The following is a 24,746-nucleotide window of genomic DNA, read 5'->3' on the forward strand; positions in this document are numbered from 1 at the left end:
GGAGGGGCGCCGCCGTCGTGTGCGGGACTGTGCGTGCGACGTGTTCTCATCTCGCGCGCCCGTTGCTACGGTGCCGGACCTGACGACGTATCAGATGCATTGGCTCCGGCCCGGGGAGGCCCGTATGCGCGCCCTCGTCGCAGCCGCGATCGGTCTCGCGGTGGCGCTCGCCATGGTGTTCACCATGACGGCCATGGGCTCACCGTCCGGCGCGACCTCCCCGAAACCGCTGCTGACGACGGTCCCCAGTCATCCGTGACGCACCGGGCCCGGGCGACATGACGCACGGGCCCGGGAACCCGCACCGCACGCACAGGGAGGAAGCCGAGATGCGCCGCAAGGCCGGTCTGGTCCTGCTCGCCTTCGCCGTGTTCTTCACGGCACTGTCCCCGCTGCTGCGCTGGTACGCCTTCCCGCGCCTGGCCAAGATCCCCGCGAACCAGTACCAGGCCGTGGTCCTGGAGGCGAGGAACGCCACCCTGCTCGACTACGGCACCATGAAGGCCCGCACGGTCCCCAAGGTCACCATCGTGCAGACCCTCAAGGGCGACGTGGAGGCGTCGGAGAAGACCGAGAAGACGGCCGGCCGGGACGTCGTCGTCTGGGACGGCCTGTCCTACGTCCAGGGGCCGGACGGCAAGATGGTCTCCCGCATCCCCGAGCGCTACATCTTCGACGCGCACAGCCAGGAACCCGTCCACGCCACCGGCGAGATGGTCGACGGTGACCCGGTCCGCCGCGACGGCATCGAGTTCAAGTGGCCCTTCCTGACGCAGAAGAGGGACTACGAGTACTTCGACGCGCAGACGCGCACCACGGCCCCCATCCACTACCGGGGCACCCGGACCTTCCGCGGCCTGAAGGTCTACTACTTCGAGCAGACCATCCCCTGGACCAAGGTCTCCTTCCCCAAGACGATGCCCGTCCAGGGCATCACCCCCGAGTCGGTCGCGAAGACGGGCACGACCCGCTGGTACACCACGGTCCGCAGGTTCTGGGTCGAACCCGTGACCGGCGCACCCGTCTACGGCGAGGAGATCCACAAGGAGGAGCTGCGCGGCGGCACGCTCCTGGGAGGCCGCGACCGGGTCACGGCGTTCGCCGGGCACGTGAAGATGCGCGAGGACTACATCCGGTCGACGGTCGCGCTCGTCAAGCACAACCGCCTGCTGATCCTCATGCTGACGTCCTACCTGCCGTGGGGCTTCCTCGTGCTGGGCGCCTGCCTGCTGTGCCTGTCCCTCTGGCTGGAGGCGCGCGGCCGCCGCCCCGGAGATCCGGCACCCGCCGAGGCCGCGGAGCCGGAGCCGGTCACCGCCTGAGGCGCGCGTTGGTGTGCCGGGTCGGCTCCGCGCCGGCCGGGTCCTCGGGCCAGGGGTGCCTGGGATAGCGGCCGCGCAGCTCGGCCCGCACGGCCCGGTAGCCGTCCCGCCAGAAGGAGGCGAGATCGGCCGTGACGGCGGCCGGCCGCCCGGCGGGGGAGAGCAGATGCACCAGGACGGGCACCCCGGCGACGCGGGGAGACTCCTGGAGCCCGAACATCTCCTGCAGCTTGACGGCGAGGACGGGCCGCTCGGGATCGGCATAGTCGATCCGGATCCTGGACCCGCTCGGCACGGTGATCCGCTCGGGCGCGAGCTCGTCGAGGCGGGCCGCATCCCCGCCGGCCCAGGGAAGCAGCCGGGTGAGGGCGTCTTCGGCGTCGATGCGCGCCAGATCGGCGCGCCGCCGGGCGCGGCTCAGCTCGGGCTCCAGCCAGGCGTCCACGCGCGCGTGCAGCGCGTCGTCGGAGACGTCCGGCCACGGCTCACCGAGGCGCATCCGGAGGAAGGCGAGCCGCTGCCGCAGCACCCGGGCCTCCGGGGACCACCGCAGCAGCCCCAACCCCTCCTCCCGCAGCCCGTCGAGCAGGGCCTGCCGTACGGCCGCGGGTGCGGGCTCCCGCAGCGGCCGCACCGTCAGCTCGACGGCCCCGAGCAGTTCCACGCCCCGCGCCACGACGTCCCCTCCGTTCCAGCGGACCTCGTCCGCCTCGGAGCGCAGCGCCGCGGCGGCCCGGCGCGCCACGTCCTCGTCCACCGCGGCGGCGAGCCGCACGCGCGCGTGCCCCGCTCCCACGGGCCGGTCGGCGACGGCGACGGCGAGCCAGGGCGCACCGCGCAGACCCGACCCGGCCCCCGGCTCGGCGCGGGTGCCGTTCACCATGAGGTACGAACCGCCATCGGCCCGCGCGAGCCGCTCGGGGAAGGCCAGGGCGGCGACGAGCCCCGCGACCTGGTCGTCCGGACCCTGCCCGGCCCCGTCCGCGTCGCGGGACAGGCCGCCCGCCGCCCGCAGCCGGCGCACCTCCTGCCGCCAGCGGGCCGCGTACGCGTCGCCTCCGCGCCGGGCCGCTCGCCACGCCGCCGCCAGATCGTCCCCGTACTCCCGCGGCGGCTCCTCGCTGAGCAGGGCGACCACCTCCGCGGCGCGCTCCGCGCCGATCTCGGGGGCCGCGTCCAGCAGTGCCCGGGCCAGCCGTGGATGCAGACCGAGCCGGGCCATCCGCGCGCCACGTCCGGTGGCACGGCCCGCCGGGTCCACGGCGCCGATCGCCGCCAGCACCGACCGTGCCGCCGCCATCGCCCCACCGGGCGGCGCGTCCAGAAGCGCCAGCCCGGATGCGTCCGGGTCGCCCCAGCACGCCGCCTGCAGCGCGAACGCCGTCAGATCGGCCAGCCGGATCTCCGGCGCCGGGAAGCGGGACAGCCGCGTGTCCTCCGCCTCGGACCAGCAGCGGTACACCCGGCCCGGCGCCTCACGCCCGGCACGGCCCGCACGCTGCCGTCCCGTCGCCTGCGAGGCCCGCACCGTCGTCAGGGCGCTCAGCCCCCGCGCGTGATCCACCCGCGGCTCCCGCGCCAGCCCGGAGTCGACGACCACCCGTACCCCGGGCACGGTCAGCGACGACTCGGCGACGGCCGTCGACAGCACCACACGCCGCCCGGCGCCGGGGGACAGCACCGCGTCCTGCACGGCCGCCGACGCCCGCCCGTGCACCTGGAGCACCTCGACATCGCCCAGGTCCCCGAGCCGCCCCGCCACACGCGCGATCTCCCCGACCCCGGGCAGGAAGCACAGCACGTCCCCCGCGCACTCGGCGAGAGCCCGCCGCACCACCGCCGCCACATGCGCCGGCAGCGCCGGGTCCACCCGCAACCCGTGCGGCGGCCGCAGGGGACGGGCGGGCGGCGCCCACACCACCTCGACGGGGTGCGAGACGCCGTCCGCCTCCACGACCGGTGCCCCGCCCAGCAACCGCGCCCAGCCCTCGGCGTCCGTCGTCGCGGAGGCCGCCACCAGCCGCAGCTCCGGGCGCAGGGTGTCCCGCACGTCGAGCAGGAAGGCCGCGACCGTGTCGGCGTCCAGGTGCCGCTCGTGGCACTCGTCGAGCATCACCACGTCGACGCCCGCCAGCTCCTGGTCCCGCTGCAGCCGCTGCAGCAGCACACCCGTCGTGACGACCTCCACGCGCGCGTGCGGCCCGGTCACCCGCTCGCCGCGCACGGCGTACCCGACGCTGCCGCCCGGCGTCTGCCCGAGCAGCCACGCCATGCGGCGCGCCGCGGCCCGCGCGGCGATCCGGCGCGGCTCGGCCACGACCACACGCCGTGCGGGGCCGCCGCCGACGAGCCCGGCGAGGACCAGCGGCACGAGCGTGGTCTTGCCGCTACCGGGCGGCGCGCACAGCACCGCGGCACCGTGCTCGTCCAGCGCGCTCCGCAGGGCGGGCACGGCGGAGCGGACGGGAAGGCGGCCGAGCTCGTCGTGGCGGATCACCGCACCAGTGTTCCAGTCGCCCCTCGGCGGCCGGCCCGCCGTCCCGGTCCCGCTCGCGACGGCGGCCGTCTCAGCCCCGCTCACACACGAAGATCGCCGTGCCCGGGATCAGCCCGCCGCGCAGCGGCGACCAGCCGCCCCACTCCGAGGTGTTCCAGGCCGGCCACTCCGGCTCGACCAGGTCCACGAGCCGGAAACCCGACGCCACGACGTCCCGGACCCGGTCGCCGAGCGTCCGGTGGTGTTCGACGTAGACGGCACGGCCCCGCTCGTCCTGCTCGACGTAGGGCGTGCGGTCGAAGTACGAGGCGGCCACCGTCAGTCCCTCGGGCCCCGGCTCGTCCGGGAACGCCCACCTGATGGGGTGCGTCACCGAGAACACGAAGCGGCCGCCGGGCCGCAGCACCCGGTGCACCTCCCGCAGCACCAGGACCGGGTCCGCGACGAACGGCAGTGCCCCGTACGCGGAACACGCCAGGTCGAAGGAGGCGTCCCGGAAGGGCAGGGCGCCCGCGTCGGCCTGGACCAGGGGGAAGCGGGCCCCGCCGATGCGGAGCGCGTGCTGGAGCTGGCGGTGGGAGAGGTCCAGGGCCACCGGACGCGCCCCCCGGCCGGCCAGCCAGCGCGAGCACTGCGCCGCTCCGGCGCCGATCTCCAGCACGTCCTTGCCCTTGAGCTCCTCCGGTGGGCCGAGCAACTCGGCCTCGACCTCGTCGAGGCCCTCGGGGCCCCAGACGAAGCGGTCGTCCCCGAGGAACGTGCCGTGCTCGGTCTGGTACTCGTCCGCGTTCCGGTCCCACCAGCCCCGGCTGGCCCGGGAACTCTCCGTGACTCCGGCCGGACGCCGGGTGGCTTCCGGTTCGAACTGTTCGGGCTCTTGGATGATCGGCTCCCTCGTCGTAATCTTCCGTCCGACCCGTCTCGGCGGTGTCACGGAAAGGTGTCCCAGCACCCGTGCGGCCGCGTGCGGTTGTCCGGTGAACGGGTGGTGCTGCGCGGGGTTTTGTGCCGGGAATGCGGCGATCCGCCCCGGCTGTGCCTCTTCGCGCATTGACCCTGTCCGGCTGCCCCCGTATGCTACAAGTTGCGCTGCGGGCCTGCGCACCTCAGACGTAGCAGGCTGCGCTCGCATCTGTTGTATGTCCCCTCGGTTGTCGAGGCGCCACCGGGCACCCGGTGTCCCAAAGTGGCGCTTCCTAGGCTGTCCGGCTTCTGCAGAGCGAAACGGGCTCCCGGCGTAAGCAGTGCCTACGACTTCAATGTCCGTACCGGAGCCCTTTCCCACATGACGAGCAGCACCGAGACCACCGCCACCACCCCGCAGGTAGCGGTCAACGACATCGGTAACGAGGAAGCCTTCCTCGCAGCGATCGACGAGACGATCAAGTACTTCAACGACGGCGACATCGTCGACGGCGTCATCGTGAAGGTCGACCGGGACGAGGTCCTGCTCGACATCGGTTACAAGACCGAAGGTGTCATCCCGAGCCGCGAGCTCTCGATCAAGCACGACGTCGACCCGAACGAGGTCGTGGCCGTCGGCGACGAGATCGAGGCCCTTGTCCTCCAGAAGGAGGACAAGGAAGGCCGCCTGATCCTCTCGAAGAAGCGCGCCCAGTACGAGCGTGCCTGGGGCACCATCGAGAAGATCAAGGAAGAGGACGGCATCGTCACCGGTACCGTCATCGAGGTCGTCAAGGGTGGTCTCATCCTCGACATCGGCCTCCGTGGCTTCCTTCCGGCCTCCCTCGTCGAGATGCGCCGCGTCCGCGACCTCCAGCCGTACGTCGGCAAGGAGCTCGAGGCCAAGATCATCGAGCTGGACAAGAACCGCAACAACGTGGTCCTGTCCCGCCGTGCCTGGCTGGAGCAGACCCAGTCCGAGGTCCGCCAGACGTTCCTCACGACCCTGCAGAAGGGCCAGGTCCGCTCCGGTGTGGTCTCCTCGATCGTCAACTTCGGTGCCTTCGTGGACCTGGGTGGCGTCGACGGTCTGGTCCACGTCTCCGAGCTGTCCTGGAAGCACATCGACCACCCGTCCGAGGTCGTCGAGGTCGGCCAGGAGGTCACCGTCGAGGTCCTCGACGTCGACATGGACCGCGAGCGTGTCTCCCTGTCGCTGAAGGCGACCCAGGAAGACCCGTGGCAGCAGTTCGCGCGCACCCACCAGATCGGTCAGGTCGTGCCGGGCAAGGTCACCAAGCTGGTTCCGTTCGGTGCGTTCGTCCGCGTGGACGAGGGCATCGAGGGTCTGGTCCACATCTCCGAGCTGGCCGAGCGCCACGTGGAGATCCCGGAGCAGGTCGTCCAGGTCAACGACGAGATCTTCGTCAAGGTCATCGACATCGACCTGGAGCGTCGCCGGATCTCGCTGTCCCTGAAGCAGGCCAACGAGTCCTTCGGTGCCGACCCGGCCGCGGTCGAGTTCGACCCGACCCTGTACGGCATGGCCGCGTCCTACGACGACCAGGGCAACTACATCTACCCCGAGGGCTTCGACCCGGAGACCAACGACTGGCTGCCGGGCTACGAGAAGCAGCGCGAGGAGTGGGAGCACCAGTACGCCGAGGCGCAGTCCCGCTTCGAGCAGCACCAGCAGCAGGTCATCAAGTCCCGCGAGGCGGACGCCGCTGCCGCCGCCGAGGGTGGCGAGGCCGCCGCTCCGGCCGCGTCCGGCGGTTCGTACTCCTCCGAGGGCGGCGACAACTCCGGTGCCCTCGCCTCGGACGAGGCCCTGGCGGCCCTGCGCGAGAAGCTGGCCGGCGGCCAGAGCTGAGGTCCCCCGCCGGGAGACTCACAGCCGCCGAGTGAGCCGGTGACTGCGGGCCCGTACCCTTCGGGGTGCGGGCCCGCAGCCGTGTTCCCGGGACCCGCGGTGCCCGCCGACGGGGCATCGAGGCGGCCTCCCGTGCCCTGTGCGCGGGGAGGGAAACACGGGGGACATGCGAACAGCGGGCGGCGTGTAACAGGCGGTTGGCAGGCTTCCCCGGTCACTCAAGATCGAAAGGGGAGCCTCAGCGGCCGTTTAGCCGCGAAGGCCGTCGTCATCAGGGGCGGCGTCGCCGGACTCGTCTGCGTGTACGAACTCGGCAAGGCGGGCTACGACTGCACGGCTTTGGAGGCCGGGGACCGTACCGGCGGCCGCAACTCCACCGTCCGCGGCGGCCATTCGACCACCGACGGGTCTGGGCGCCCGGCGACCGGCTCAGCCACCCCGATGCCTGGCGGCACAGCGCGTTCCCCCCGCCGGCAAGGCGGTGACCGCGCTCCACGCGTGCGTGCCGGCGTCGTGAAGCCATGGGGCACGTCCCGGCAGGGCCGTGGGAGGCATCGGGCCGGAGCGACGGGCGCGGGCGGGAATGCCCGCGCTCTGGGGCCTGTTGAGCAGTACGGACACGAGGAGGAGCGGTCACAGTGCTTGATCCGCAGGGTTTGTACGCATGGGAGCCGAAGGGCCTCGCCGTGGTCGACACGGCGCTCGCCCAGGAGTCGGCGGGCCTGGTCATGCTCTACCACTTCGACGGGTACATCGACGCCGGCGAGACCGGTGACCAGATCGTGGAGCGGGTCCTCGACGCGCTTCCCCAGCAGGTCGTGGCCCGCTTCGACCACGACCGGCTCGTGGACTACCGCGCCCGCCGCCCGCTGCTCACCTTCCGGCACGACCGCTGGACCGACTACGAGGACCCCGGCCTCGACGTGCGCCTGGTCCAGGACGCCACGGGAGCGCCCTTCCTGCTGCTGTCCGGACCCGAGCCGGACGTGGAGTGGGAACGCTTCGCCGCGGCCGTCCGGCAGATCGTGGAGCGGCTCGGCGTCCGCCTGTCCGTGAACTTCCACGGCATCCCCATGGGCGTGCCGCACACCCGCCCGGTGGGCCTCACCCCGCACGGCAACCGCACCGACCTCGTTCCCGGGCACCGCAGCCCCTTCGAGGAGGCACAGGTTCCCGGCAGCGCCGAGGCCCTGGTCGAGTACCGGCTCATGCAGGCCGGACACGACGTCCTGGGCGTCGCCGCGCACGTCCCGCACTACATCGCCCGCTCCGCGTACCCGGACGCCGCGCTGACGGTCCTGGAGGCCATCACGGCCGCCACGGGACTTGTGCTGCCGGGCGTCGCGCACGCGCTGCGCACGCGGGCGCACCGCACGCAGACGGAGATCGAGCGGCAGATCCGGGAGGGCGACGAGGACCTTGTGGCGCTCGTGCAGGGCCTGGAGCACCAGTACGACGCCGCCGCCGGCGCCGAGACGCGCGGCAACATGCTCGCGGAGCCCGTCGAGATTCCGTCCGCGGACGAGATCGGGCGGGAATTCGAGCGCTTCCTGGCCGAACGGGAGGGCGACGGCTGAACGACCCGTGGCCGGGCACACGGGCCGGGCGCTCGAACGGCCTGCCGCTGTGCCGGTGGCAGGCCGTAGGCTTCCCGTCATGCTGAAGGTGGGCCTGACCGGCGGTATCGGTGCCGGCAAGAGCGAGGTGTCACGGCTGCTCGTGGAGTGCGGAGCCGTGCTGATCGACGCGGACCGCATCGCGCGCGAGGTCGTCGAGCCCGGTACCGCCGGGCTCGCGGCGGTCGTCGCGGCCTTCGGGGAGGACGTCCTCGCGCCGGACGGCAGCCTCGACCGTCCCAAGCTGGGCTCCCTCGTCTTCTCCGACCCCGAGAAGCTCGCCGCCCTGAACGCGATCGTGCACCCCCTGGTGGGTGCCCGCTCCCGCGAACTCGAATCCGCCGCGGCCGAGGACGCGGTGGTCGTCCACGACGTCCCCCTTCTGACCGAGAACGGGCTCGCCCCCCTCTACGACGTCGTGGTCGTCGTCGACGCGAGCCCGGTCACCCAGCTCGACCGGCTCGTCCGCCTGCGCGGCATGACGGAGCAGGACGCACGCGCGCGCATGGCCGCCCAGGCGACGCGCGAAAAGCGCCTGGAGATCGCGGACATCGTCATCGACAACGACGTGCCCCTGGCGCAGTTGGAACGGCGCGTCAGGGACGTATGGGCGGATCTCGTGCGAAGAGCCCACGGGTCGCAGGAATAGGGGTGGCCGCCGGGGGCGTTGAATCCCCGCAGCAAGGGAAGGACTCTGCCGTGCCCGAGACCAGCGATTCGGCCGGACGTACTCCGGAGACGCATGTCATCGACTTCCGTGCCGCGGAGCAGCTGCTCGCCGCGCGGGACCCGCGCGGTGCGGTGAAGCTGCTCGACGGCGTGATAGCCGCCCATCCCGAGAACACGGCCGCGCGCCTGCTGCGCGCGCGTGCCTTCTTCGCCGCGGCGCAACTGCGGCCCGCCGAGCTGGAGTTCAGCATCGTGCTGGAGCGCGAGCCGGACAACGCCTTCGCGCACTTCGCGCTGGCCCGTACCTACGAGCGCCAGGCGCGTCCGGAGCAGGCCAGACGGCACTTCAGGCTGGCCGCAGCGCTCGACCCGAATCCGCAGTACCTGAAGGCGGCCCGCTTCGACGCGTAGCCCCGCACGCGGGACCGCGGCGCTCGCGGCCGCTGCCTAGGGGCGGCGATCCGGTGGCAGGTACGGCGGGATGTCGCGGCCCGGCTGCCAGTGGGGGCCCTGGCGGAGGTGGCGCACGATCACGGTCATGTCCATGGTGACGATCAGCCACAGCACACCGCACGCGGCGGCCCAGCCGGGCCGTCCGACGAGCGAGAACGCGACCGTGCCGAACGTCGCCCAGACCAGCCCCCAGACGCTCAGCCACATGCGCGCTCGCAGGGCACTGCGCGCCGTCGTCGGTTCACTGCCGGTACGCATCGCCATCACCGCTCTTACGGGCAAACGTACTCTTCCGGGTGCAGGTTCACCACGACACGACGACGCGATCCGCACACCGCGCACAGGCGGTGGCCGGATCCACGGGGGAGGCGAGGGTGCTGCTGGAGGCGCTGCGGGCGGACGCGAGACTCGCCGACTGGCTGCGGGACCTGGAGAACGACGGGGAGGCGGGCGTGGAGGCCGTCCTGCCCGACGCGGACGAGCTGCCCGACGTCCTGCTCGACCTGTCCGTGCCCCACGAGGACATCAACGCGCTCGTCGCGCTGCGCGCCCGGTTCGGGCGGGACACGGACACGATGACGCTGCTGTCACGCTGCCTCAGCCGCTTCGTACGGGACATGGGGGAGATCGGGAGGAGCCGGGAGCCGCCGCCCCTCCCGGAGTCGGCGGGGGAGCCCGGGCGGCTCTTCCACGTGTACCTCTTCATCGCGGCGCTCCCGTACGTACGCGCCTACCACCGGCAGCGCGGAGTCCCCGACGAGGTGTCCCGGCGCACGCTCGCCGACCTCGGACGGCATGTCGCGGTGCACCGACGGCGGTGCGGCACCCCGGGACTGCTGTTCCCCTGGTGGATCGCGCTGCCCTTCCACGGGGAGCTGTTCCAGCTGGGGCGGCTGCAGTTCCAGCGCGCTCGGCTGGGGCGGCGCACCGGTCGGGCGGTCGCCGCCGCAGGTCTCGGGCCGGGACCGGGGGACCCCTGTCTGAGCGTGCACATCCCCGACTTCCGGGGCCCTCTCTCGCCGTTTTCCTGCGAGCGGTCCCTGGCGCTGGCCCGGGAGTTCTTCGCCCGTCACTTTCCCGACGAGCAGCACGAGATCGCCGTCTGCCACTCCTGGCTGCTGGATCCCCAGCTGAGGCGGTACCTGCCGGCCGACTCCAACATCATCCGCTTCCAGGACCGCTTCGAAGTCACCTCCGTGGAAACCGTTCCCGACGACGGGGTGCCCGTCGGCTTCGTCTTCGGCGACCCGGAGCTCGCGGTGGCGGAGCTGCCCCGGCGGAGCGGTGTCGAGCGGGCCGTGGGGGCCATCTGCGCGCCGGCGGGCACTGGTACGGAGGGCAGGGCTGGTTCGCGCTGTGACGGTCCCGGGGGCCCTGGGACACCGCACGTTTCACTCTGTCGGGTGAGCGCGAGGGGGGAACGGAGCGCTGCGGGCGGTCCGTTGGACGGACATGAGCCCGAACATGCGAGAGGGATACGAGGGGACGGGGCCCGGCCCCATCACACCCGACGGCTGCGCGGTCGAGCTGTACGCGCGGCTGCCGGCCGGGGCCGAGCCGGACATCATCGCCGCGGCCGTGCCCGCCGGCGCGCACATTCTGGAGCTGGGCAGCGGGGTGGGACGCATGACCCATCCGCTGCTGGAGCGCGGATTCACGGTCACGGCGGTGGACGAGTCGCGGGAGATGCTGGAGCGCGTGCGGGGGGCACGCACGATATGCAGCCCGATCGAGGCCCTCGACCTCGGCGAGACGTTCGACGTGGTGATGCTCGCGTCGTTCCTCGTGCACGCGGGGGACACCGGGGTGCGACGGGGCCTGCTGCGGGCGTGCGCCCGGCACGTGGCGGACGACGGATGCGTGCTGATCCAGCGCGAGGGAGAGGAGTACCACACGAACGTACCGCGTGAGCGCGTCGACCCGAGCGGCCTCACGGTACGGATCGTGTCCGCGCGGCCGGTGGGGGACGGGGTCGACCTGGTGCGCGCCGAGTACGAGTTCCCGGACGCGACCTGGACTCAGACGTTCCTGTCGAGGCCGCTGAGCAGGGAAGAGTTCGAGGAGGCGCTCGCGGAGGCCGGGCTCGCCGTGGACCGGTACCTCACGGAGGACCGGATCTGGGTGAGGGCGGTGCTGCGGACGTAGAGGCGCCGGCGGGGGCAGTGGGGCAGTGGGCACGGGCCTCGGGGCGGAGTAGATCGGCGCGGAGCGATGAGTCGAGGCGTGTGAGCCGGTCTGCCTCTGTGACAGCACAGCACCGAGGACCTGCTTCCCACAGGAGAACCCCATGTCCGAGACCACCCCGCACAGCACCCCTGCCGCCCCGTCGGTGCGCCACGGCCACAGCCGTGGCCGGCGTGCCGAGATCTCGCTGCGTGCCCTGCAGATCGGTCTCGCGCTCTTCTACGGCGTCGCCAGCGCACTGCCCAAGCTGATCGCGCACCCGTCCGCCGCCGAGTCCTTCGACAAGATCGGCTGGGGGAGCGCGGGGATGTACACCATCGGCGCGCTCGAACTGGCCGGTGCGATCGCGCTGGTGATCCCGCTGCTGTCGTCGGTCGCGGCGGCGGCGCTGTCCGCGCTGATGGTGGGCGCGTTCATCGTCCAGCTCACCGCCTTCGACGGTCGGAACGCGGCGACCCCGCTGATCCTCATCGTGCCGCTGGCCGTGATCGGGTGGGCCCGACGGCACCGCACCGCGGACCTGGTACGCCTCGGACGCGGCAGGGCATAGCCGGGCACCGGCATGCGCCACGGCGCTCCGGTGCCCCGTCTCCCGCCCCGGGGAGCCGCCGCCTCCGGGTCAGAGCCCGCCGGGGCCGTTCCGGCCGTTGGACCGGCCCCGGCCTCCCGGGCGACCCTGCCCTCCCGTTCGGCTCTGGCCCCCCGGCCGGCCCGGGGCGCCGTGGCCCAAGCCGGCGGACGGGCTGCCCGGTGCCGCCCCCAGACCGCGGAGACGCTCCATCTCGCGGCGGTCCCGCTTGGTGGGGCGGCCCATACCGCGATCACGGACTCCGGCCGGGGCCACGGCCTCGCGGGGCGGCGGGGGCGGGCTGTTGTCGACGTAGCACTGGACGGCCACGGGAGCCCCCACCCGCTTGCGGATCAGCCGCGTCACCACGACGACCCGCTCCCGGCCCTCGTGCCGCAGCCGTACCTCGTCCCCGACCCGCACGGAGTACGCGGGCTTCACACGCTCGCCGTTCACCCGCACATGCCCGCCCCGGCAGGCGGCGGCACCGATCGAGCGCGTCTTCACGAGCCGCACGGACCAGATCCAGCTGTCGACGCGCACGCTCTCGCCGTTCGACGGACCGGCCGCCGCGGCCGCGATCTTCGCGTCCCCGGCCTTCATCCCGGTGGTCCCGGTGTCCCCGGACGCAGACCCGCCGCTCCGCAGGTCGCCGGCCTGCGCGCGGGCCGCACCATGCGCGTCGCTCGCCCGCTCCTCCTCACCCGCGCCGGCCTCCCTGCGGTCCGCCTCGCGAGCCCGGCGCGCCCCGGCTCCCCGGTCCGTCGCGGCCGCCCCGGTCCCGCCGGCCCCGGCCGTCTTCTCGTCGTCCGCACCTTCAGCAGCCATGCATCCGACCTTAGCCCCCTGAGCCGGCCGGCTCGGACCCGTTTTGCGCGCGACCCCACCGAGGCCCGCGCACCCCGTCGTCGGGCCCTACGGTGGGGCCATGGACAGCAGCAGCCTCGCCGTGCTGGAGGAGCGGATCACCGGATGCCGGGCCTGCCCGCGCCTGGTCGCGTGGCGCGAGGAGGTGGCCCGTACCAAGCGCGCCGCGTTCGCCGACCAGACCTACTGGGGCCGGCCGGTGCCGGGCTTCGGGCCGCCGGACGCCGGGCTGCTCGTCATCGGTCTGGCGCCCGCGGCCCACGGCGGCAACCGGACCGGGCGGATGTTCACCGGGGACCGGTCCGGTGACGTGCTGTACGCGGCCCTGCACGCCGTGGGACTGGCATCGCGGCCCACCTCGGTGGCCCCGGGCGACGGCCTCGAACTGCACAGGGTGCGCGTCACCTCGCCCGTGCACTGCGCCCCGCCCGCCAACAAGCCGACCCCTCAGGAGCGGGACACCTGCAGGCCGTGGCTCGTACAGGAGCTGCGGCTGCTGCGGCCCTGCCTGCGGTCGGTGGTCGCGCTGGGCGCGTTCGGCTGGCAGTCCGCGCTGACCGCGCTCGCCGAGGCGGGCTGGACGGTGCCCCGGCCGCGTCCCGCCTTCGGGCACGGGGCCCGGGTGACGCTGGACGGGCTGGAGTTGTTCGGCTGCTTCCACGTCAGCCAGCGCAACACCTTCACGGGACGGCTCACCCCCGCGATGCTGCGGGACGTGCTGCGCAGGGCGGCCGGGGCGGCGGCGCTGCCGGTTGCGCCGTAGTCCGGAATCCCGGCCGACACGCCGGCGCCGGCGGGCTACGGTGGGGTGGTCGCGGCCGTGACGAAGGGGGGACGGTGGACGAACTGACGGAACTCGCGGTGGCCGGCGCGACGGCGCTGGTGACACAGCTGGTGACCGACGGACGGGCGCAGGTCCGGGACCGGGTCGCCGCCTTCCTCGCCCGTCGGCGCGGCGATGAGGAGGAGGCCGTCCGGGGGGAGTTGGAGCGTTCCCGCAGCGTTCTGGTCGCCGCGAGGGAGGCGGGTGACGCCGGGACCGCGTCCTCCGTCCAGGACGAGTGGCGCAGCCGGCTGCGCCGCACCCTGCGCAACGATCCGCAGGCGGTCGCCGAACTCCGCTCGCTGCTGGACGAGTTGGCGCCCGGAAGGGACACCGGGGCCGGAGGGACCGTGCACAGCATCATCAGTGGCGGGGAGCAGCACGGCACGGTCGTCCAGGCGCACACGGTGGCTGATCTGACCATCGGGAACGACCGCGGATCACGATGAAGGACGAGATGAACGACGAGATGAACGACGAGACGTTCCTCGGCGAGGTGGCTGACCGTCTCGCGGCCCTCCCCGGGGTCAGGGCCGTCGCGCTCGGCGGCTCCCGGGCGGAAGGCACCCACCGCCCGGACAGCGACTGGGACCTCGCCGTCTACTACCGGGGGCCGGACTTCGACCCCGCCGACCTCCGGGCCGTCGGCTGGCCCGGCGAGGTCTCCGAGATCGGCGGCTGGGGCGGCGGGGTGTTCAACGGCGGGGCCTGGCTGACCGTCGAGGGCCGCCGAGTGGACGTCCACTACCGCGATCTCGATGTCGTGGAGCGGGAGCTGGCGGAGGCCGGGGAGGGCCGCTTCCACGTGGAGCCGCTGCTCTTCCATCTCGCCGGCATCCCCAGCTATCTGCTCGTCGCCGAGCTGGCGGTCAACCGCGCACTGCGGGGCACGCTCCCGCGCCCGGAGGCGTACCCGCGGAAGCTGCGCGCCTCCGCGGCCGAACACTGGCGGGGAACGGCCCGTGCCACGCTCGCGTACGCGAAGGCCAACCACGCCCCGAAGTCCCGCCTCACCGAGGTCGCCGGCGCGCTCGCCACGGCGGCCGTGCAGGCCGGGCACGCGGTGCTGGCGGCACGCGGGCACTGGGTGACGAACGAGAAGAGGCTGCTGGAGCGGGCCGGGCTGCGGCAGACGGACGCGCTGGTGTCGGAGCTGAGCGCCGATCCGGACACGCTCGCACGGGCCCTGGCGTCGGGGGAGGACCTCTTCGAGAGCGTGCTCGCCTTGGTGAGGGAGACGGGCGGCCGATAATCCTTCGAAACCCCGGCCGTCCCGCTGCTACGGTCCCGGCGTGGCGAAACTCAATCAGATCATCGCGGTCGAGAAGGGCATCAAGTCCAAGTCCCATCAGGACCTGACGGCCGCTCATCACGGGCTCCAGAAGCCCGCGTTGCTGGCCGGAATCTCGCGTACGTACCAGCCGAAGGATGAAGAGGGCGAGCAGCTGCCGCCCGAGTCCACGCGGGTTCAGGTCAAGGCCGAGGACGTGCTGCGGCAGACCGCGGCGACCCTGACGCGGCTGTTCGACGTGACCGCCACGAAGGACTGGGCCAACTGCTCCGCCACGGCGGATGTGACGGTCGACGGGCGCGTGCTGATCGCCGACGTCCCGGTGGCGTATCTGCTCTTCCTGGAGAAGCAGCTCGTCGACCTCACCACGTTCGTCCGCAAGCTGCCGGTCCTCGACGCCTCCGAGTCCTGGGTGCAGGACCCGTCCACCGACTCCTGGAAGACGGAGCCGGTACGGACCGTGCGCACGAAGAAGGTGCCCCGCAACCACGTCAAGGCCGAGGCCACCGACAAGCACCCCGCCCAGGTCGAGGTGTACTACGAGGACGTGCCCGTCGGATACTGGACGACGGTGAAGTTCTCCGGCGCACTGCCCGCGCGGCGCGTGAACGAGCTGCTCGACCGGGCGGAGAAGCTGCAGCAGGCCGTCAAGTTCGCCCGGGAGGAGGCGAACGGCGCGGACGTCGTCGACCAGCGCGTCGGGGACGCCGTGTTCGGCTACCTGTTCGGGTAGCCTCAGGAACTCCCCGGCCACCGTGCTACGACGGCCGGGGTGCGCGAGGAGCGCAAGCTGAAGCTGAAGCTTGTCGTGACGGCGCGGTTCGAGTGGAGGTTCGAGTCCTCCCCGCGGCACAGAACCTTGCCGCGGTAGCCCAATCCGGCAGAGGCAGACCGCGATCAATCTCAGACTCTCGCTCCAGACTCAGCATTCGCCGCCGATCGCCGGATCGACCGGGCCCAGGCCCCGGGACGCCGAATTGCTGGTTCAAGTCCAGCCCGCGCAGCTCGATGCGCGGTGGTCCAAAGGCAGGACGCGGCGACATGAGAACTGACCTGGGTCCTCAAGCGTGCCGGCGTGCCCAGATGGGCGGCATTACAGGGCCCGGGGGCCGGCTACGCCCTCGGGCCCGCTTTCGTCAGGCCATGGGCCACGGCCCGAAGAGCGCGGCCGTGCGCCGTCCTTCGAACTCCCCGCTCGCGCCCGCCATACAGACAGCATGGACACAGCGGGCGGTGGCGGGCGGTGGCCGCCACGCCACCGCGAACCGCTCGCCGTACTCCTCGGCGAACTCGCAGAGCGGCGCGGGCACACCGGACTCGGCGCCGGCGGCAGCCCCAGGCCCGCCGCCGGCCGTATGACACGGCGACGACACCGACGGGCACCGTACGGTGAGGTTCATGACGCCGACCCCGGACGACCGGCCGCCCGCCCCCGCCGACCTCGTCATCACCGGCTGCACCGTCCTCGTGCACGACGACCACGAGCGGATCGGCTTCGCGGAGGACGCCGCGATCGTCGTCCGGGACGGAACCGTGGAATCGGTGACGCCCGCCGGGGACGTCCAAGACCGCCCCGCGGCCGAACGCATCGACGCACGCGGCCAGGTGGCGCTGCCCGGACTGATCAACTGCCACACACACTCCCCGATGGCCGCCCTGCGCGGGATCGCCGAGGACCTGCCCGTGGCGGAGTGGTTCAACGACCGCATCTGGCCCATCGAGGCCAACCTCACGGCCAGGGACGTGGAACTGGGCGCCCGGCTCGCCTGCGCGGAGATGATCCGCGGTGGCGTCACCTGTTTCGCCGACCACTACTTCTCCATGGACGCCGTCGCCGCCGTCGTGGCCGACAGCGGACTGCGCGCGCACCTGGGCCAGGCGTACTTCTCCTCGCAGGGCACGCAAGGGCGTGAGAGGTCGCTGGAGTTCGCGCTGCGTCACCGGGGCGCCGCCGGGGGCCGCATCACCACCGCGCTTGCCCCGCACGCCCCGTACACCGTGCACGACGCGGACCTGGCCGCCACCGCAGCGCTCGCCCGCGAGCACGGCCTGGCCGTGCACATCCACGCCGCCGAGAACCGCGAGCAGACCGACACCAGCCTGGCGCGGCACGGACGTACACCGATCGAGGTCCTGGAGGCCGCCGGACTCCTCGACACGGACCTGCTCATCGCGCACGGCACCGGCATCGTCGAACGGGACCTGCCCGTGCTGGAGCGGGCGGCCGGGAACGTTGCCGTGGCGACCGCGCCCCGCGGCTACCTCAAGTTCGCCTGGCCCACCACGACCCCGGTACGGGCCCTGCGCGCCATCGGCGTCCCGGTGGGACTCGCCACGGACGGCGCCGCCTCCAACAACTCGCTGGACGTCTGGGAGTCCATGGCGCTGACCTCCCTGGCACAGAAGTCCGCCGAGGGCGACCCACGCTGGCTGACCTCGCGTCAGGCCCTGCACCACGCCACGCTGCAAAGTGCCCGCGCCGTCGGGCTCGGTGAGCGTATCGGCAGCATCGCCCCGGGACGCCGCGCGGACATCGTGCTGGTCGACCTCACCGGGCCGCACACCCAGCCCGTCCACGACCTCGCCGCCACCCTCGTGCACAGCGCCCGAGCGGCGGACGTCCGCACCACGGTCGTCGACGGGCGCGTCCTCATGCGCGACCGCGAGCTGCTGACCGTCGACGTCCCGGCCACCGTACGGGAGCTGGGGCGGCGGCTGCCCGCGCTCGTCGACCGCGGCCATGGCGCGCGGATCCAGGAGTACGACACCTGATCGCCCCAGCACCCGGCCGGAACCATCTTGCCGACATGGGTGTCTGGAAAACGGCCTATGATGCTGACACCACCGTCGGCAAGATGCCGGCGGGCGTGAGTCATGAGGTGGTGGTTTCCCGTGGTGTACACGGTGATGAACCGGATCGATGTCCCGGCCGAACGGGCGGCGGCGTTCGAGGAGCGTTTCACGCAGAGCATGAACCAGACGCTGCACGGTGTGGTGGGCCTGGTCGGCGCACGGCTGCTGCGCCCGCGCACGGCCGGTGCCCCGTATGTCGCGGTCATGGAGTTCACGTCGGAGGACGCCTTCACGGCCTGGAGGGAGTCGGAGTCCTTCCGCGCTGCGCACGGCGGGGCATCCGGCGGAGCCGGCCAGGGCGCGGCCGGTGTGGTCGAGGCTTTCGACACCGTCGCCGCCGTCGGCGCCTGAGCCGAAGGCGGAGTGGATCGATGTTTCTCGCTCTGCGCGACCTGCGGTTCGCCCGCGGTCGTTTCGCCCTCGTCGGTGCCGTGGTCGCGTTGATCGCGGTGCTGGGCGTGATCCTCTCGGGTCTGGCCAGCGGTCTGGCCGACGCCGGAGTCTCCGCGCTGCGCACGCTCCCGGTGACGCACATGGCCTTCGACAAGTCGGCCACCGGTGAACTGTTCTCCCGCTCCACCGTCACCGCGCGCACCTGGCAGACATGGGCGTCCCAGCACGGAGTCACCCGGGCCGAGCCCTTCGGCAACCAGCTCGTCCACGCCCGGACGGCCGGCGCCCCGGACGACGCCAAGCAGCTGGACCTCGCGGTCTTCGGCGTGCGACCGGGCGGATTCCTGGCTCCCGTGCCGCTGACCGGCAAGCCGCTGACCGCCCGCGCCGACGGCATCCTCATCAGCCAGGAGATCGCCAAGGAAGGCGTCAAGGTCGGCGACCGGCTGATCGCCGGGCAGGCGGGCACCCCCCTGACCGTCGTCGGCACCGTCGGCCACGCCTCCTTCGGGCACGTCGGCGTCGTCTACGCGCCCCTGCCCCTGTGGCAGCGGCTCCACTACGGGCTCTCCGGCCCCCTTCCGAATGCGGCCACCCAGCAGGCGACCACCGTGGCGCTGCAACTCGCCCCCGGCGCAGACGTCCAGGCGATCGACCGTCGGCTCGGTACCCACACGGTGGACAAGGCCGGCACCTACAACGCCTCTCCCGGGTATGCGGCCGAGTCCAGCACCATGACACTGATCCGCGGCTTCCTCTACGCCATCTCCGCCCTGGTCGTGGGCTCGTTCTTCACGGTCTGGACCATCCAGCGAGGTCAGGAGATCGCCCTGCTGAAGGCGATCGGGGCCGGCACCGGGTACATCCTGCGCGACGCGCTGACCCAGGCCGCCGTCGTCCTCATGGCCGCGACCGCCGCCGGGACCGCGGTGGGCGTGGCCCTGGGCAGCGCCATGAGCGGTTCCGCACCGTTCTCCCTGCGCGCCCCGCAGGTCACCGCCGCGGCCGCCCTGCTCATCGTCCTCGGCCTCGCAGGCGCCGCCGTCGCCGTACGCCGCATCACCCGCGTCGAAGCCCTGACCGCGCTCGGAGCACACCGATGAACACGCCCGCAACCGACATCCTCAGCACCGCCCCGGACCCGGGCGGGACCGCGGCGCTGCGACTGGCCGACGTCACCGTGCTCCTGGGCAGCGGCGATCAGCAGGTCACCGCCCTCGACGAGGTGACCCTGGAGGTGCAGCCCGGTGAGTTCGTGGCCGTGGTCGGTCCCTCCGGCTCCGGCAAGTCGACCCTGCTGGCTGTCACCGGCGGACTCCAGGTCCCCACCCGGGGCCGGGTCCACGTCGCCGGAACCGACCTGACCACGCTCAAGGAGAAGCAGCGCACCGCCCACCGGCGCCGCCACATCGGGTACGTCTTCCAGCACGCCAACCTCCTCGCCTCGCTCACCGCCCGCGAGCAGCTGCTGCTCCCGGCGCATCTGGGCGGGCGCCTCGGCGCGGCCGCCCGCGCGCGGGCGGACGAACTCCTGACCGCGGTGGGGATGGCCGAACGCGCCAGCCACCGTCCGCACCAGCTCTCCGGAGGCGAGCGCCAGCGCGTGGGGCTGGCCCGCGCCCTGATGCCGGCTCCGGACGTCCTGCTCGTCGACGAGCCGACCTCCGCCCTCGACCGTGCCCGCGCCAGGGACGTCGTCGACCTGCTCGCCGAGCAGACCCGCGCCCACAACACCGCGACGGTCATGGTCACCCACGACACCGAGATAATGGATGCGGCCGACCGGGTCCTGACCCTCCGCGACGGCCGTCTGAGCTGAACCGTTCCCAGCCGCGAGGAGCTGCCGCACGATGCCCAAGATCAGCGCCGCCACCGTTGCCGAGCACCGCGCCCAGCAACGCGCCGCGCTGGTCCGGGCCGCCGTCGACATCCTCGTCGAACAGGGCGCCGCCGGCGTCACACCGGCGGCGGTCGGCGCCCGGGCGGGCCTGGCCCGTTCCAGCTTCTACCAGTACTTCCCGTCCGGCGCCGCGCTCATCGCCGCCATCGTCGAGGACTCCTTCACCGAGGCGGACGCCGCCGTCGGCAAGGCCCTCGACGGGGTCGAGGGGCCCCTCGCGCGCATCGACGCCTACATCACCGCCGAACTGCACCTCGCCGCGTCGGGGATGCACCGCCCGGCCACCGCCCTGATGCACGCCGACCTGCCCCCCGAGTGCCGCAACCGGGTCCACGAACTGCACCAGCAGCACGCCGCCCCCTTGCTGGCCGCGATCGCCGAGCGGGACCGGGTGGACCCCGAGCTGACCGCGCGGCTGATCGGCGGCCTCCTCCAGGCCGCCATGGGCGCCGTCGAGCAGGGCGCCCGGCCGGCCGACGTCATCCGCCGCACCCTCGATCTGATCCACCACGGCATCGGGTCCTCCGGCTGACGGCCCGCCCGTCGCCGAGCGGTCGCCCGGGAGGAGGGTCTCAGGGCCTTCACACGACCGTGGCAGGCCGTCCGGCAGTCGTACACGCGGTGTCGAATGCGTCTCAGTACCGTCACGGCACGAGCCGTTCACCCCGGAGAAGGCGTTTGACTCCACGAGCCGATCCGGACCCGGCCGACTGACCGGGAGCGAGGCCACAAGGAGGTACAGGGGTGAACGGGCGAACGGTGCTGGCGCGCTTTCCCGCCGGCGGGCCGCGCGGCTCGTGGCCGGCGGAGGAGTACGCGCAGGCGCGCCGCCTGGAGGGGCAGCCCGCGGAGGTCGTCATGGACCTCGCGACTGACGCGTTCCTGGTGATCGTCCGGGGAGCCGACGCCGCCGAGTGACGTCGTCCCTCAGCTCAGCCGGCCTCAGCCGGCCTCGCAGGAGGGGACCTTCGCCGCGAACCGCTCCGCCTGCAGCGCGTACAGCTCCGCGTACCCGCCGCCCGACGCGAGCAGGTCGTCCGGGGCGCCGGACTCGACGAGGCGCCCCTGCTCCAGGAGGTGCACCAGGTCGGCGTGGCGCACCGACGCCGGCCGGTGCGTGATGAGGTCACCGTCTGGCCCGGGTCCGCCAGCGCCCGGATCTTCTCGCAGACCTCCAACTCGGCCCGGGCGTCGAGGGCCGCCGTGGGCTCGTCCACGATCAGGATCTGTCCGCGCCGGTAGGCGGCCCGCGCGATACCCAGCCGCTGCCATTCTTCTTGCCGGACTTCTTCGCGCCGGACTTGCTGGCCACGCATGGCCTCCCCGAGTGCGGACGAACGAGGTCTCCCCCGGAAGACAGCCCGTCACCCGCCCCGGCAACGGAGTTTCGGTGCGACCGGCGGTCTTCGGCCGGGGGAGGCCGTGGGCGCACGCGCCTCATACGCGGCGGCCGGACGGCCATACCGTCACGCGCTGAGCGGACGCGACCACGCCGGCGTCGTGCCCGTGATGCCGCACAGCGCCAGATAGAGGGGGATGGGCGGGGTGTAGGGAACGGTGCCGTCCGGCCGGTGGATGAGCCCGGGGGTGCCCGGCGCGTGCGGCACGAGCGCTCCCGCGGCGTACCGCGCGGGCGCCGGCCATTCCAGCGCGACATCGGAGTCCGACGGCACGATCCACCACCAGTCGGCCGGGTCGGCGTACACGCACCCCACCCGCGGCAGCCGGGGCAGCAGCAGGGGGCCGTAGCGGGCGGGCACGGCCACCGCGTCGAAGCCGAGCGGAACGGCCATGTCCTCGGGCAGGGGGAGGCGCCTGGACACCGTCGCGGACGTCCGCTGTGCCCGCTGGAGGCGGACCAGCGAGTCCAGGGTCAGGACCTGCGCGGTCCCGGGTCCTGTGGCCTGCGTACCCCTCATACCCATGCGGTCCCCGTTCCGCGGGGCGCCTCGGCCCCGGAACCCCGGTTGTCCGCCGGGGGTTTCTTGGCGCTCCAGCCCAGGTCGGAGCGGGCGCCTCCGTCCGCCGGCGGCTTCTTCGCGCTCCAGCCGAGGTCGGACCGCGCGGCGGTGTCCTCGGTCGCCCGGGACCTGTCGCCGGAACACGACAGGTCCCGGGACGGCTGCGCGGCGCGAGGCCGTTCGCCGGACGCCGGCTGCTCGGCCTCCCGGGCCAGCTCGGCCCAGACCACGAGCCCGGGGCCCGCCTCCTGGGCCCCCCAGGCCCGGCACAGGGCCGAGACGAGAAGCAGTCCCCTTCCGTGCTCCTCCTCGGGGCGCTGCGGGGCGGGGTGCGGCTCGCCCGGAGCGCAGCCCTCGTCGCGTACGGCTATGCGCACCAGGTCGTCTTCGTCGTGCAGTTCGCAGACCACGAACTCCCCGGCGGTGTGCACGATTGCGTTGGTGACCAGTTCGGACACCACCAAGGCGGCCGTGTCGCACGTGTCTTCGCACACCTCCCAGCCGGAGAGCCGGGCACGCGTCAGCCGGCGGGCCCGTGCGACGGAGCCCGGGTGCGCGGCCAGTTCGAAGCGGAACCGACGCTCGGCGGCCGCGCCGGGGCGCAACCCTGGGGCGCGGACCGGCCCGAACCGGTTCGCGGCGGCGTCTGTTCCTAACGGCGCGGACGGAATCACGCCTGCCACTATCTCCCCGGCGTGGACACTTGGCAAGGGCCACTCTGAAAATTGCAGAGTGCGGTGTGACGCAGTGAAGGGCCGTGGCACACTGCTCGCAACAATGCGCCGGACGACGGCAGTTAAGGTTTCAAGTACAGGCTGTGAGGCCCCGCGCCCGCCCAAGGGCCTTGTGGATCGCGGGCGAACCCGGGCGCGGAGGCGGCGCGAAGAGGGCCGGGCGCGGTGTCGTGCGGGGCGCCGGAACACCGGAGGACGGGAGGAGGTGTGAGATGAGCGAGCCGCGATCGGCGCCGACGGTGGGTCAGGTGGTCCTGGGGCGACGCCTGTTGGACCTGCGCGAGCGCGCGGGCCTCAAGCGGGAGGAGGCCGCGGCCATCCTGCGTGTCGCCCCCGCCACCGTCCGCCGCATGGAGACCGCGGAGGTCGGTCTCAAGATCCCGTATCTGCAACTGCTGCTCAAGGCGTACGGGGTGAGCGACGAGGAGGCCGACGCATTCGTCCGGCTGGCCGAGGAGGCCAACAAACCGGGCTGGTGGCAGCGGTTCCACGACATCCTGCCGGGCTGGTTCTCGATGTACGTCAGCCTGGAGGGCGCGGCCAGGCTCATCCGCCAGTACGAGCCCCACTTCGTGCCCGGCATCATGCAGACCGAGGAGTATGCCCGGGGTGTCCTGAGGTCGGGCGCCATCGGGCAGGTGAACCCCGAGGACATCGAACGCCACGTGGCGTTGCGCATGCAGCGCCAGGAGCTGCTCACGCGTGACGACGCTCCCCACATCTGGGCCGTGATGGACGAGACCGCGCTGCGCCGTCCGGTCGTCGGCCCGGAGGTCATGCGCGTCCAGGTCGACAGGCTGCTGGAGATCACGAAGCTGCCCCATGTGACGCTGCAGGTGCTCGAGTTCTCCTCGGGCCCGCACCCCGGCACCTACGGGCCCTTCGTACTGTTCCGATTTGCCATGTCAGAACTGCCGGACATGGTCTACAGCGAGTACCTGACCGGTGCCGTCTACCTGGACGCGCGCGCCGAGGTGGGGACCCACCTCGAGGTCATGGACCGCATGGCGGCCCAGGCCGCTACGGCACAACGCACGAAGGAGATCCTCGGGGATCTCCGCAAGGAGCTGTGAATGGAACGCATCACGCCGCGCAGGCGCGTCTACAACGGCATGCCCGCCCGCGAACTGGGCAGCGACGGCTGGCACAAGCCGTGGAGCGGAGGCAACGGCGGCAACTGCCTGGAGGCGATGAAGCTCGCCGACGGCCGGATAGCCGTCCGCCAGTCCACCGACCCGGACGGGCCCGCGCTGATCTACACCTCCGCCGAGATGACCGCGTTCATCGAAGGGGCCAAGGCCGGGGAGGCGGACTTCCTGCTCTCCTGACTCCCGTGTTCGCGTGCCCCGCACGCACGTTGATATCCACACGCCCTAACTTGGCATTCACTTGAGCACTGATTCCTCTTCCCCCACAGGGCACGGAGTTCCTCATGGCCGGGCAGGAACCCGCCCGGGACGCCGTGGCCATCGGCATCGGCAAGTCCTACCCGGCCCGCCTGCACGGGTACCTCGACGGCGCTCGCGTCGTCCACCGCGACAACGGCTCCCGTCGTGGCTGCCCACGCGGAGGCGCTGCTGCGCGGCACGCCCACAGGGGTGACCGCGTCTCTGCGGTCCGACGTGCGCGATCCGGCCGCCGTCGCCGTCATGGAGGGCGCCAAGCAGGTCCTGGACCTCAACCGGGACCCTGCGCCGTGGGACGCCTGCGCGTGCGCCGGATGTTCCACGGCGCTCTGGGGGTGTACGGCGCCGTCGGGAGCCGTATCGCGTTCGCCGGGAGCCGTACCGCGCCGTCGGCGGCGTACGAATCGCGCCGTCGGCGGCGTACGTACCGCGC

General features: G+C 72.8%; 28 protein-coding genes and 3 pseudogenes. 23 read left to right on the forward strand and 8 right to left on the reverse strand.

Annotated features, from left to right (window positions below):
• Positions 1 to 124: 124 nt before the first annotated feature.
• Together ACFSL4_RS03985 and pgfA are read left to right on the forward strand one after the other, a co-directional pair.
• The gene (locus ACFSL4_RS03985) at positions 125 to 259 is read left to right on the forward strand and encodes an SPW_0924 family protein (protein WP_381078525.1); all 135 of its coding nucleotides are present in this window, start codon (positions 125 to 127) and stop codon (positions 257 to 259) included.
• Between the two features lie 70 nt (positions 260 to 329).
• Positions 330 to 1,322 carry a cell envelope lipid trafficking protein PgfA gene (pgfA, locus tag ACFSL4_RS03990; RefSeq protein ID WP_381078528.1) on the forward strand — a complete coding sequence of 331 codons (993 nt, stop codon included), beginning with the start codon at positions 330 to 332 and terminating at the stop codon, positions 1,320 to 1,322.
• Here the strand turns inward: pgfA and hrpB are convergent.
• Both hrpB and ACFSL4_RS04000 read right to left on the reverse strand, forming a co-directional pair.
• Positions 1,312 to 3,819 (reverse strand): ATP-dependent helicase HrpB, encoded by a 2,508-nt coding sequence (gene hrpB / locus ACFSL4_RS03995; RefSeq protein ID WP_381078531.1) that lies wholly within the window; start codon positions 3,817 to 3,819, stop codon positions 1,312 to 1,314. The genes pgfA and hrpB overlap by 11 nt on opposite strands.
• A gap of 70 nt (positions 3,820 to 3,889) precedes the next feature.
• Positions 3,890 to 4,753: a class I SAM-dependent methyltransferase gene (locus tag ACFSL4_RS04000; protein WP_381078534.1), complete on the reverse strand. Its 864-nt coding sequence runs from the start codon at positions 4,751 to 4,753 to the stop codon at positions 3,890 to 3,892.
• Between the two features lie 351 nt (positions 4,754 to 5,104).
• Here ACFSL4_RS04000 and rpsA point away from each other — a divergent pair, with 351 nt between their 5' ends.
• The 5 genes and pseudogenes from rpsA to ACFSL4_RS04025 all read left to right on the forward strand — a co-directional run bounded on the left by rpsA (position 5,105) and on the right by ACFSL4_RS04025 (position 9,291).
• On the forward strand, positions 5,105 to 6,595 hold the full coding sequence (gene rpsA, locus ACFSL4_RS04005; RefSeq protein ID WP_381078537.1) for a 30S ribosomal protein S1: 1,491 nt from the start codon (positions 5,105 to 5,107) through the stop codon (positions 6,593 to 6,595).
• A 132-nt stretch (positions 6,596 to 6,727) separates the two neighbouring features.
• Positions 6,728 to 6,967 (forward strand): annotated as a pseudogene (locus ACFSL4_RS04010) (NAD(P)-binding protein); the annotation flags it as partial.
• Positions 6,968 to 7,233: 266 nt separating this feature from the next.
• Positions 7,234 to 8,172: a PAC2 family protein gene (locus ACFSL4_RS04015; RefSeq protein ID WP_381078540.1), complete on the forward strand. Its 939-nt coding sequence runs from the start codon at positions 7,234 to 7,236 to the stop codon at positions 8,170 to 8,172.
• Positions 8,173 to 8,251: 79 nt separating this feature from the next.
• The gene (gene coaE / locus ACFSL4_RS04020; RefSeq protein ID WP_381078543.1) at positions 8,252 to 8,860 is read left to right on the forward strand and encodes a dephospho-CoA kinase; all 609 of its coding nucleotides are present in this window, start codon (positions 8,252 to 8,254) and stop codon (positions 8,858 to 8,860) included.
• 50 nt (positions 8,861 to 8,910) lie between these two features.
• Positions 8,911 to 9,291, forward strand: coding sequence for a tetratricopeptide repeat protein (locus ACFSL4_RS04025; RefSeq protein ID WP_381078546.1), 381 nt, complete (start codon positions 8,911 to 8,913; stop codon positions 9,289 to 9,291).
• A gap of 36 nt (positions 9,292 to 9,327) precedes the next feature.
• On the opposite strand, the gene ACFSL4_RS04030 is transcribed toward ACFSL4_RS04025, so the two are convergent.
• The gene (locus tag ACFSL4_RS04030) at positions 9,328 to 9,597 is read right to left on the reverse strand and encodes a DUF6343 family protein (protein ID WP_381078549.1); all 270 of its coding nucleotides are present in this window, start codon (positions 9,595 to 9,597) and stop codon (positions 9,328 to 9,330) included.
• Between the two features lie 110 nt (positions 9,598 to 9,707).
• On the opposite strand from ACFSL4_RS04030, the pseudogene ACFSL4_RS04035 reads away from it, so the two are divergent.
• From ACFSL4_RS04035 to ACFSL4_RS04045, 3 genes and pseudogenes are all read left to right on the forward strand, one after another.
• A pseudogene (locus ACFSL4_RS04035) lies at positions 9,708 to 10,693 on the forward strand (acyltransferase domain-containing protein).
• A 104-nt stretch (positions 10,694 to 10,797) separates the two neighbouring features.
• Positions 10,798 to 11,478 carry a class I SAM-dependent methyltransferase gene (locus ACFSL4_RS04040; RefSeq protein WP_381078552.1) on the forward strand — a complete coding sequence of 227 codons (681 nt, stop codon included), beginning with the start codon at positions 10,798 to 10,800 and terminating at the stop codon, positions 11,476 to 11,478.
• A 142-nt stretch (positions 11,479 to 11,620) separates the two neighbouring features.
• Positions 11,621 to 12,067, forward strand: coding sequence for a DoxX family protein (locus ACFSL4_RS04045; protein ID WP_381078555.1), 447 nt, complete (start codon positions 11,621 to 11,623; stop codon positions 12,065 to 12,067).
• Between the two features lie 69 nt (positions 12,068 to 12,136).
• On the opposite strand, the gene ACFSL4_RS04050 is transcribed toward ACFSL4_RS04045, so the two are convergent.
• Positions 12,137 to 12,913 (reverse strand): RNA-binding S4 domain-containing protein, encoded by a 777-nt coding sequence (locus ACFSL4_RS04050; protein ID WP_381078558.1) that lies wholly within the window; start codon positions 12,911 to 12,913, stop codon positions 12,137 to 12,139.
• A 100-nt stretch (positions 12,914 to 13,013) separates the two neighbouring features.
• On the opposite strand from ACFSL4_RS04050, the gene ACFSL4_RS04055 reads away from it, so the two are divergent.
• The 4 genes from ACFSL4_RS04055 to ACFSL4_RS04070 all read left to right on the forward strand — a co-directional run bounded on the left by ACFSL4_RS04055 (position 13,014) and on the right by ACFSL4_RS04070 (position 15,799).
• Positions 13,014 to 13,715 (forward strand): uracil-DNA glycosylase, encoded by a 702-nt coding sequence (locus ACFSL4_RS04055; protein WP_381078561.1) that lies wholly within the window; start codon positions 13,014 to 13,016, stop codon positions 13,713 to 13,715.
• Positions 13,716 to 13,789: 74 nt separating this feature from the next.
• Positions 13,790 to 14,224, forward strand: a complete 435-nt coding sequence (locus ACFSL4_RS04060; RefSeq protein WP_381078564.1) for a hypothetical protein — start codon at positions 13,790 to 13,792, stop codon at positions 14,222 to 14,224.
• Complete coding sequence (locus ACFSL4_RS04065) at positions 14,221 to 15,027, forward strand: nucleotidyltransferase domain-containing protein (protein WP_381078567.1); 807 nt, start codon at positions 14,221 to 14,223, stop codon at positions 15,025 to 15,027. Before ACFSL4_RS04060 ends, ACFSL4_RS04065 begins: the two co-directional genes overlap by 4 nt.
• A 40-nt stretch (positions 15,028 to 15,067) precedes the next feature.
• On the forward strand, positions 15,068 to 15,799 hold the full coding sequence (locus ACFSL4_RS04070) for a DUF7873 family protein (RefSeq protein ID WP_381078570.1): 732 nt from the start codon (positions 15,068 to 15,070) through the stop codon (positions 15,797 to 15,799).
• Between the two features lie 403 nt (positions 15,800 to 16,202).
• On the opposite strand, the gene ACFSL4_RS04075 is transcribed toward ACFSL4_RS04070, so the two are convergent.
• Entirely contained in the window at positions 16,203 to 16,376 is a 174-nt protein-coding gene (locus tag ACFSL4_RS04075; protein WP_381078573.1) for a hypothetical protein, read from the reverse strand.
• An 88-nt stretch (positions 16,377 to 16,464) separates the two neighbouring features.
• Here ACFSL4_RS04075 and ACFSL4_RS04080 point away from each other — a divergent pair, with 88 nt between their 5' ends.
• The 6 genes from ACFSL4_RS04080 (at position 16,465) to ACFSL4_RS04105 (ending at position 21,130) form a co-directional block, all read left to right on the forward strand.
• Complete coding sequence (locus ACFSL4_RS04080) at positions 16,465 to 17,838, forward strand: amidohydrolase (RefSeq protein WP_381078576.1); 1,374 nt, start codon at positions 16,465 to 16,467, stop codon at positions 17,836 to 17,838.
• Positions 17,839 to 17,958: 120 nt separating this feature from the next.
• Entirely contained in the window at positions 17,959 to 18,270 is a 312-nt protein-coding gene (locus tag ACFSL4_RS04085) for an antibiotic biosynthesis monooxygenase family protein (RefSeq protein WP_381078579.1), read from the forward strand.
• A 20-nt stretch (positions 18,271 to 18,290) separates the two neighbouring features.
• The gene (locus ACFSL4_RS04090) at positions 18,291 to 19,415 is read left to right on the forward strand and encodes an ABC transporter permease (RefSeq protein WP_381078582.1); all 1,125 of its coding nucleotides are present in this window, start codon (positions 18,291 to 18,293) and stop codon (positions 19,413 to 19,415) included.
• Positions 19,412 to 20,131 (forward strand): ABC transporter ATP-binding protein, encoded by a 720-nt coding sequence (locus ACFSL4_RS04095; RefSeq protein ID WP_381078585.1) that lies wholly within the window; start codon positions 19,412 to 19,414, stop codon positions 20,129 to 20,131. Before ACFSL4_RS04090 ends, ACFSL4_RS04095 begins: the two co-directional genes overlap by 4 nt.
• A 31-nt stretch (positions 20,132 to 20,162) precedes the next feature.
• On the forward strand, positions 20,163 to 20,744 hold the full coding sequence (locus ACFSL4_RS04100) for a TetR/AcrR family transcriptional regulator (protein ID WP_381078588.1): 582 nt from the start codon (positions 20,163 to 20,165) through the stop codon (positions 20,742 to 20,744).
• A gap of 212 nt (positions 20,745 to 20,956) precedes the next feature.
• The gene (locus tag ACFSL4_RS04105; protein WP_381078591.1) at positions 20,957 to 21,130 is read left to right on the forward strand and encodes a hypothetical protein; all 174 of its coding nucleotides are present in this window, start codon (positions 20,957 to 20,959) and stop codon (positions 21,128 to 21,130) included.
• Between the two features lie 24 nt (positions 21,131 to 21,154).
• Here the strand turns inward: ACFSL4_RS04105 and ACFSL4_RS04110 are convergent.
• The 3 genes and pseudogenes from ACFSL4_RS04110 to ACFSL4_RS04120 all read right to left on the reverse strand — a co-directional run.
• Positions 21,155 to 21,486 (reverse strand): annotated as a pseudogene (locus ACFSL4_RS04110) (ABC transporter ATP-binding protein); the annotation flags it as partial.
• Between the two features lie 192 nt (positions 21,487 to 21,678).
• The gene (locus ACFSL4_RS04115) at positions 21,679 to 22,137 is read right to left on the reverse strand and encodes a hypothetical protein (RefSeq protein ID WP_381078594.1); all 459 of its coding nucleotides are present in this window, start codon (positions 22,135 to 22,137) and stop codon (positions 21,679 to 21,681) included.
• Positions 22,128 to 22,856: an ATP-binding protein gene (locus ACFSL4_RS04120; protein ID WP_381078597.1), complete on the reverse strand. Its 729-nt coding sequence runs from the start codon at positions 22,854 to 22,856 to the stop codon at positions 22,128 to 22,130. The genes ACFSL4_RS04115 and ACFSL4_RS04120 overlap by 10 nt, the downstream gene beginning before the upstream one ends.
• A gap of 263 nt (positions 22,857 to 23,119) precedes the next feature.
• Between ACFSL4_RS04120 and ACFSL4_RS04125 the strand changes: the two genes are divergently transcribed.
• The 3 genes from ACFSL4_RS04125 to ACFSL4_RS04135 all read left to right on the forward strand — a co-directional run.
• A complete protein-coding gene (locus tag ACFSL4_RS04125) occupies positions 23,120 to 23,980 on the forward strand; it encodes a helix-turn-helix domain-containing protein (protein ID WP_381078600.1) in 861 nt (286 codons plus the stop codon).
• Entirely contained in the window at positions 23,981 to 24,235 is a 255-nt protein-coding gene (locus ACFSL4_RS04130) for a DUF397 domain-containing protein (protein WP_381078603.1), read from the forward strand. It abuts the gene before it with no gap.
• A 225-nt stretch (positions 24,236 to 24,460) separates the two neighbouring features.
• The coding region (locus tag ACFSL4_RS04135) for an SAM-dependent methyltransferase (protein ID WP_381078606.1) at positions 24,461 to 24,746 on the forward strand (286 nt) is incomplete at its 3' end.

The sequence above is a fragment of the Streptomyces caeni genome, assembly GCF_042678285.1.
In the GTDB taxonomy this organism is placed as follows: Bacteria; Actinomycetota; Actinomycetes; order Streptomycetales; family Streptomycetaceae; genus Streptomyces; species Streptomyces caeni.

Bases quoted from the DNA above. Each gene is read 5' to 3' on its own strand.
- ACFSL4_RS03985 (WP_381078525.1), top strand. From the start codon at position 125: ATGCGCGCCCTCGTCGCAGCCGCGATCGGTCTCGCGGTGGCGCTCGCC.
- pgfA (WP_381078528.1), top strand. From the start codon at position 330: ATGCGCCGCAAGGCCGGTCTGGTCCTGCTCGCCTTCGCCGTGTTCTTC.
- rpsA (WP_381078537.1), top strand. From the start codon at position 5,105: ATGACGAGCAGCACCGAGACCACCGCCACCACCCCGCAGGTAGCGGTC.
- coaE (WP_381078543.1), top strand. From the start codon at position 8,252: ATGCTGAAGGTGGGCCTGACCGGCGGTATCGGTGCCGGCAAGAGCGAG.
- ACFSL4_RS04030 (WP_381078549.1), bottom strand. From the start codon at position 9,597: ATGGCGATGCGTACCGGCAGTGAACCGACGACGGCGCGCAGTGCCCTG.
- ACFSL4_RS04040 (WP_381078552.1), top strand. From the start codon at position 10,798: ATGCGAGAGGGATACGAGGGGACGGGGCCCGGCCCCATCACACCCGAC.
- ACFSL4_RS04045 (WP_381078555.1), top strand. From the start codon at position 11,621: ATGTCCGAGACCACCCCGCACAGCACCCCTGCCGCCCCGTCGGTGCGC.
- ACFSL4_RS04050 (WP_381078558.1), bottom strand. From the start codon at position 12,913: ATGGCTGCTGAAGGTGCGGACGACGAGAAGACGGCCGGGGCCGGCGGG.
- ACFSL4_RS04055 (WP_381078561.1), top strand. From the start codon at position 13,014: ATGGACAGCAGCAGCCTCGCCGTGCTGGAGGAGCGGATCACCGGATGC.
- ACFSL4_RS04065 (WP_381078567.1), top strand. From the start codon at position 14,221: ATGAAGGACGAGATGAACGACGAGATGAACGACGAGACGTTCCTCGGC.
- ACFSL4_RS04080 (WP_381078576.1), top strand. From the start codon at position 16,465: ATGACGCCGACCCCGGACGACCGGCCGCCCGCCCCCGCCGACCTCGTC.
- ACFSL4_RS04090 (WP_381078582.1), top strand. From the start codon at position 18,291: ATGTTTCTCGCTCTGCGCGACCTGCGGTTCGCCCGCGGTCGTTTCGCC.
- ACFSL4_RS04095 (WP_381078585.1), top strand. From the start codon at position 19,412: ATGAACACGCCCGCAACCGACATCCTCAGCACCGCCCCGGACCCGGGC.
- ACFSL4_RS04100 (WP_381078588.1), top strand. From the start codon at position 20,163: ATGCCCAAGATCAGCGCCGCCACCGTTGCCGAGCACCGCGCCCAGCAA.
- ACFSL4_RS04115 (WP_381078594.1), bottom strand. From the start codon at position 22,137: ATGGGTATGAGGGGTACGCAGGCCACAGGACCCGGGACCGCGCAGGTC.
- ACFSL4_RS04125 (WP_381078600.1), top strand. From the start codon at position 23,120: ATGAGCGAGCCGCGATCGGCGCCGACGGTGGGTCAGGTGGTCCTGGGG.
- ACFSL4_RS04130 (WP_381078603.1), top strand. From the start codon at position 23,981: ATGGAACGCATCACGCCGCGCAGGCGCGTCTACAACGGCATGCCCGCC.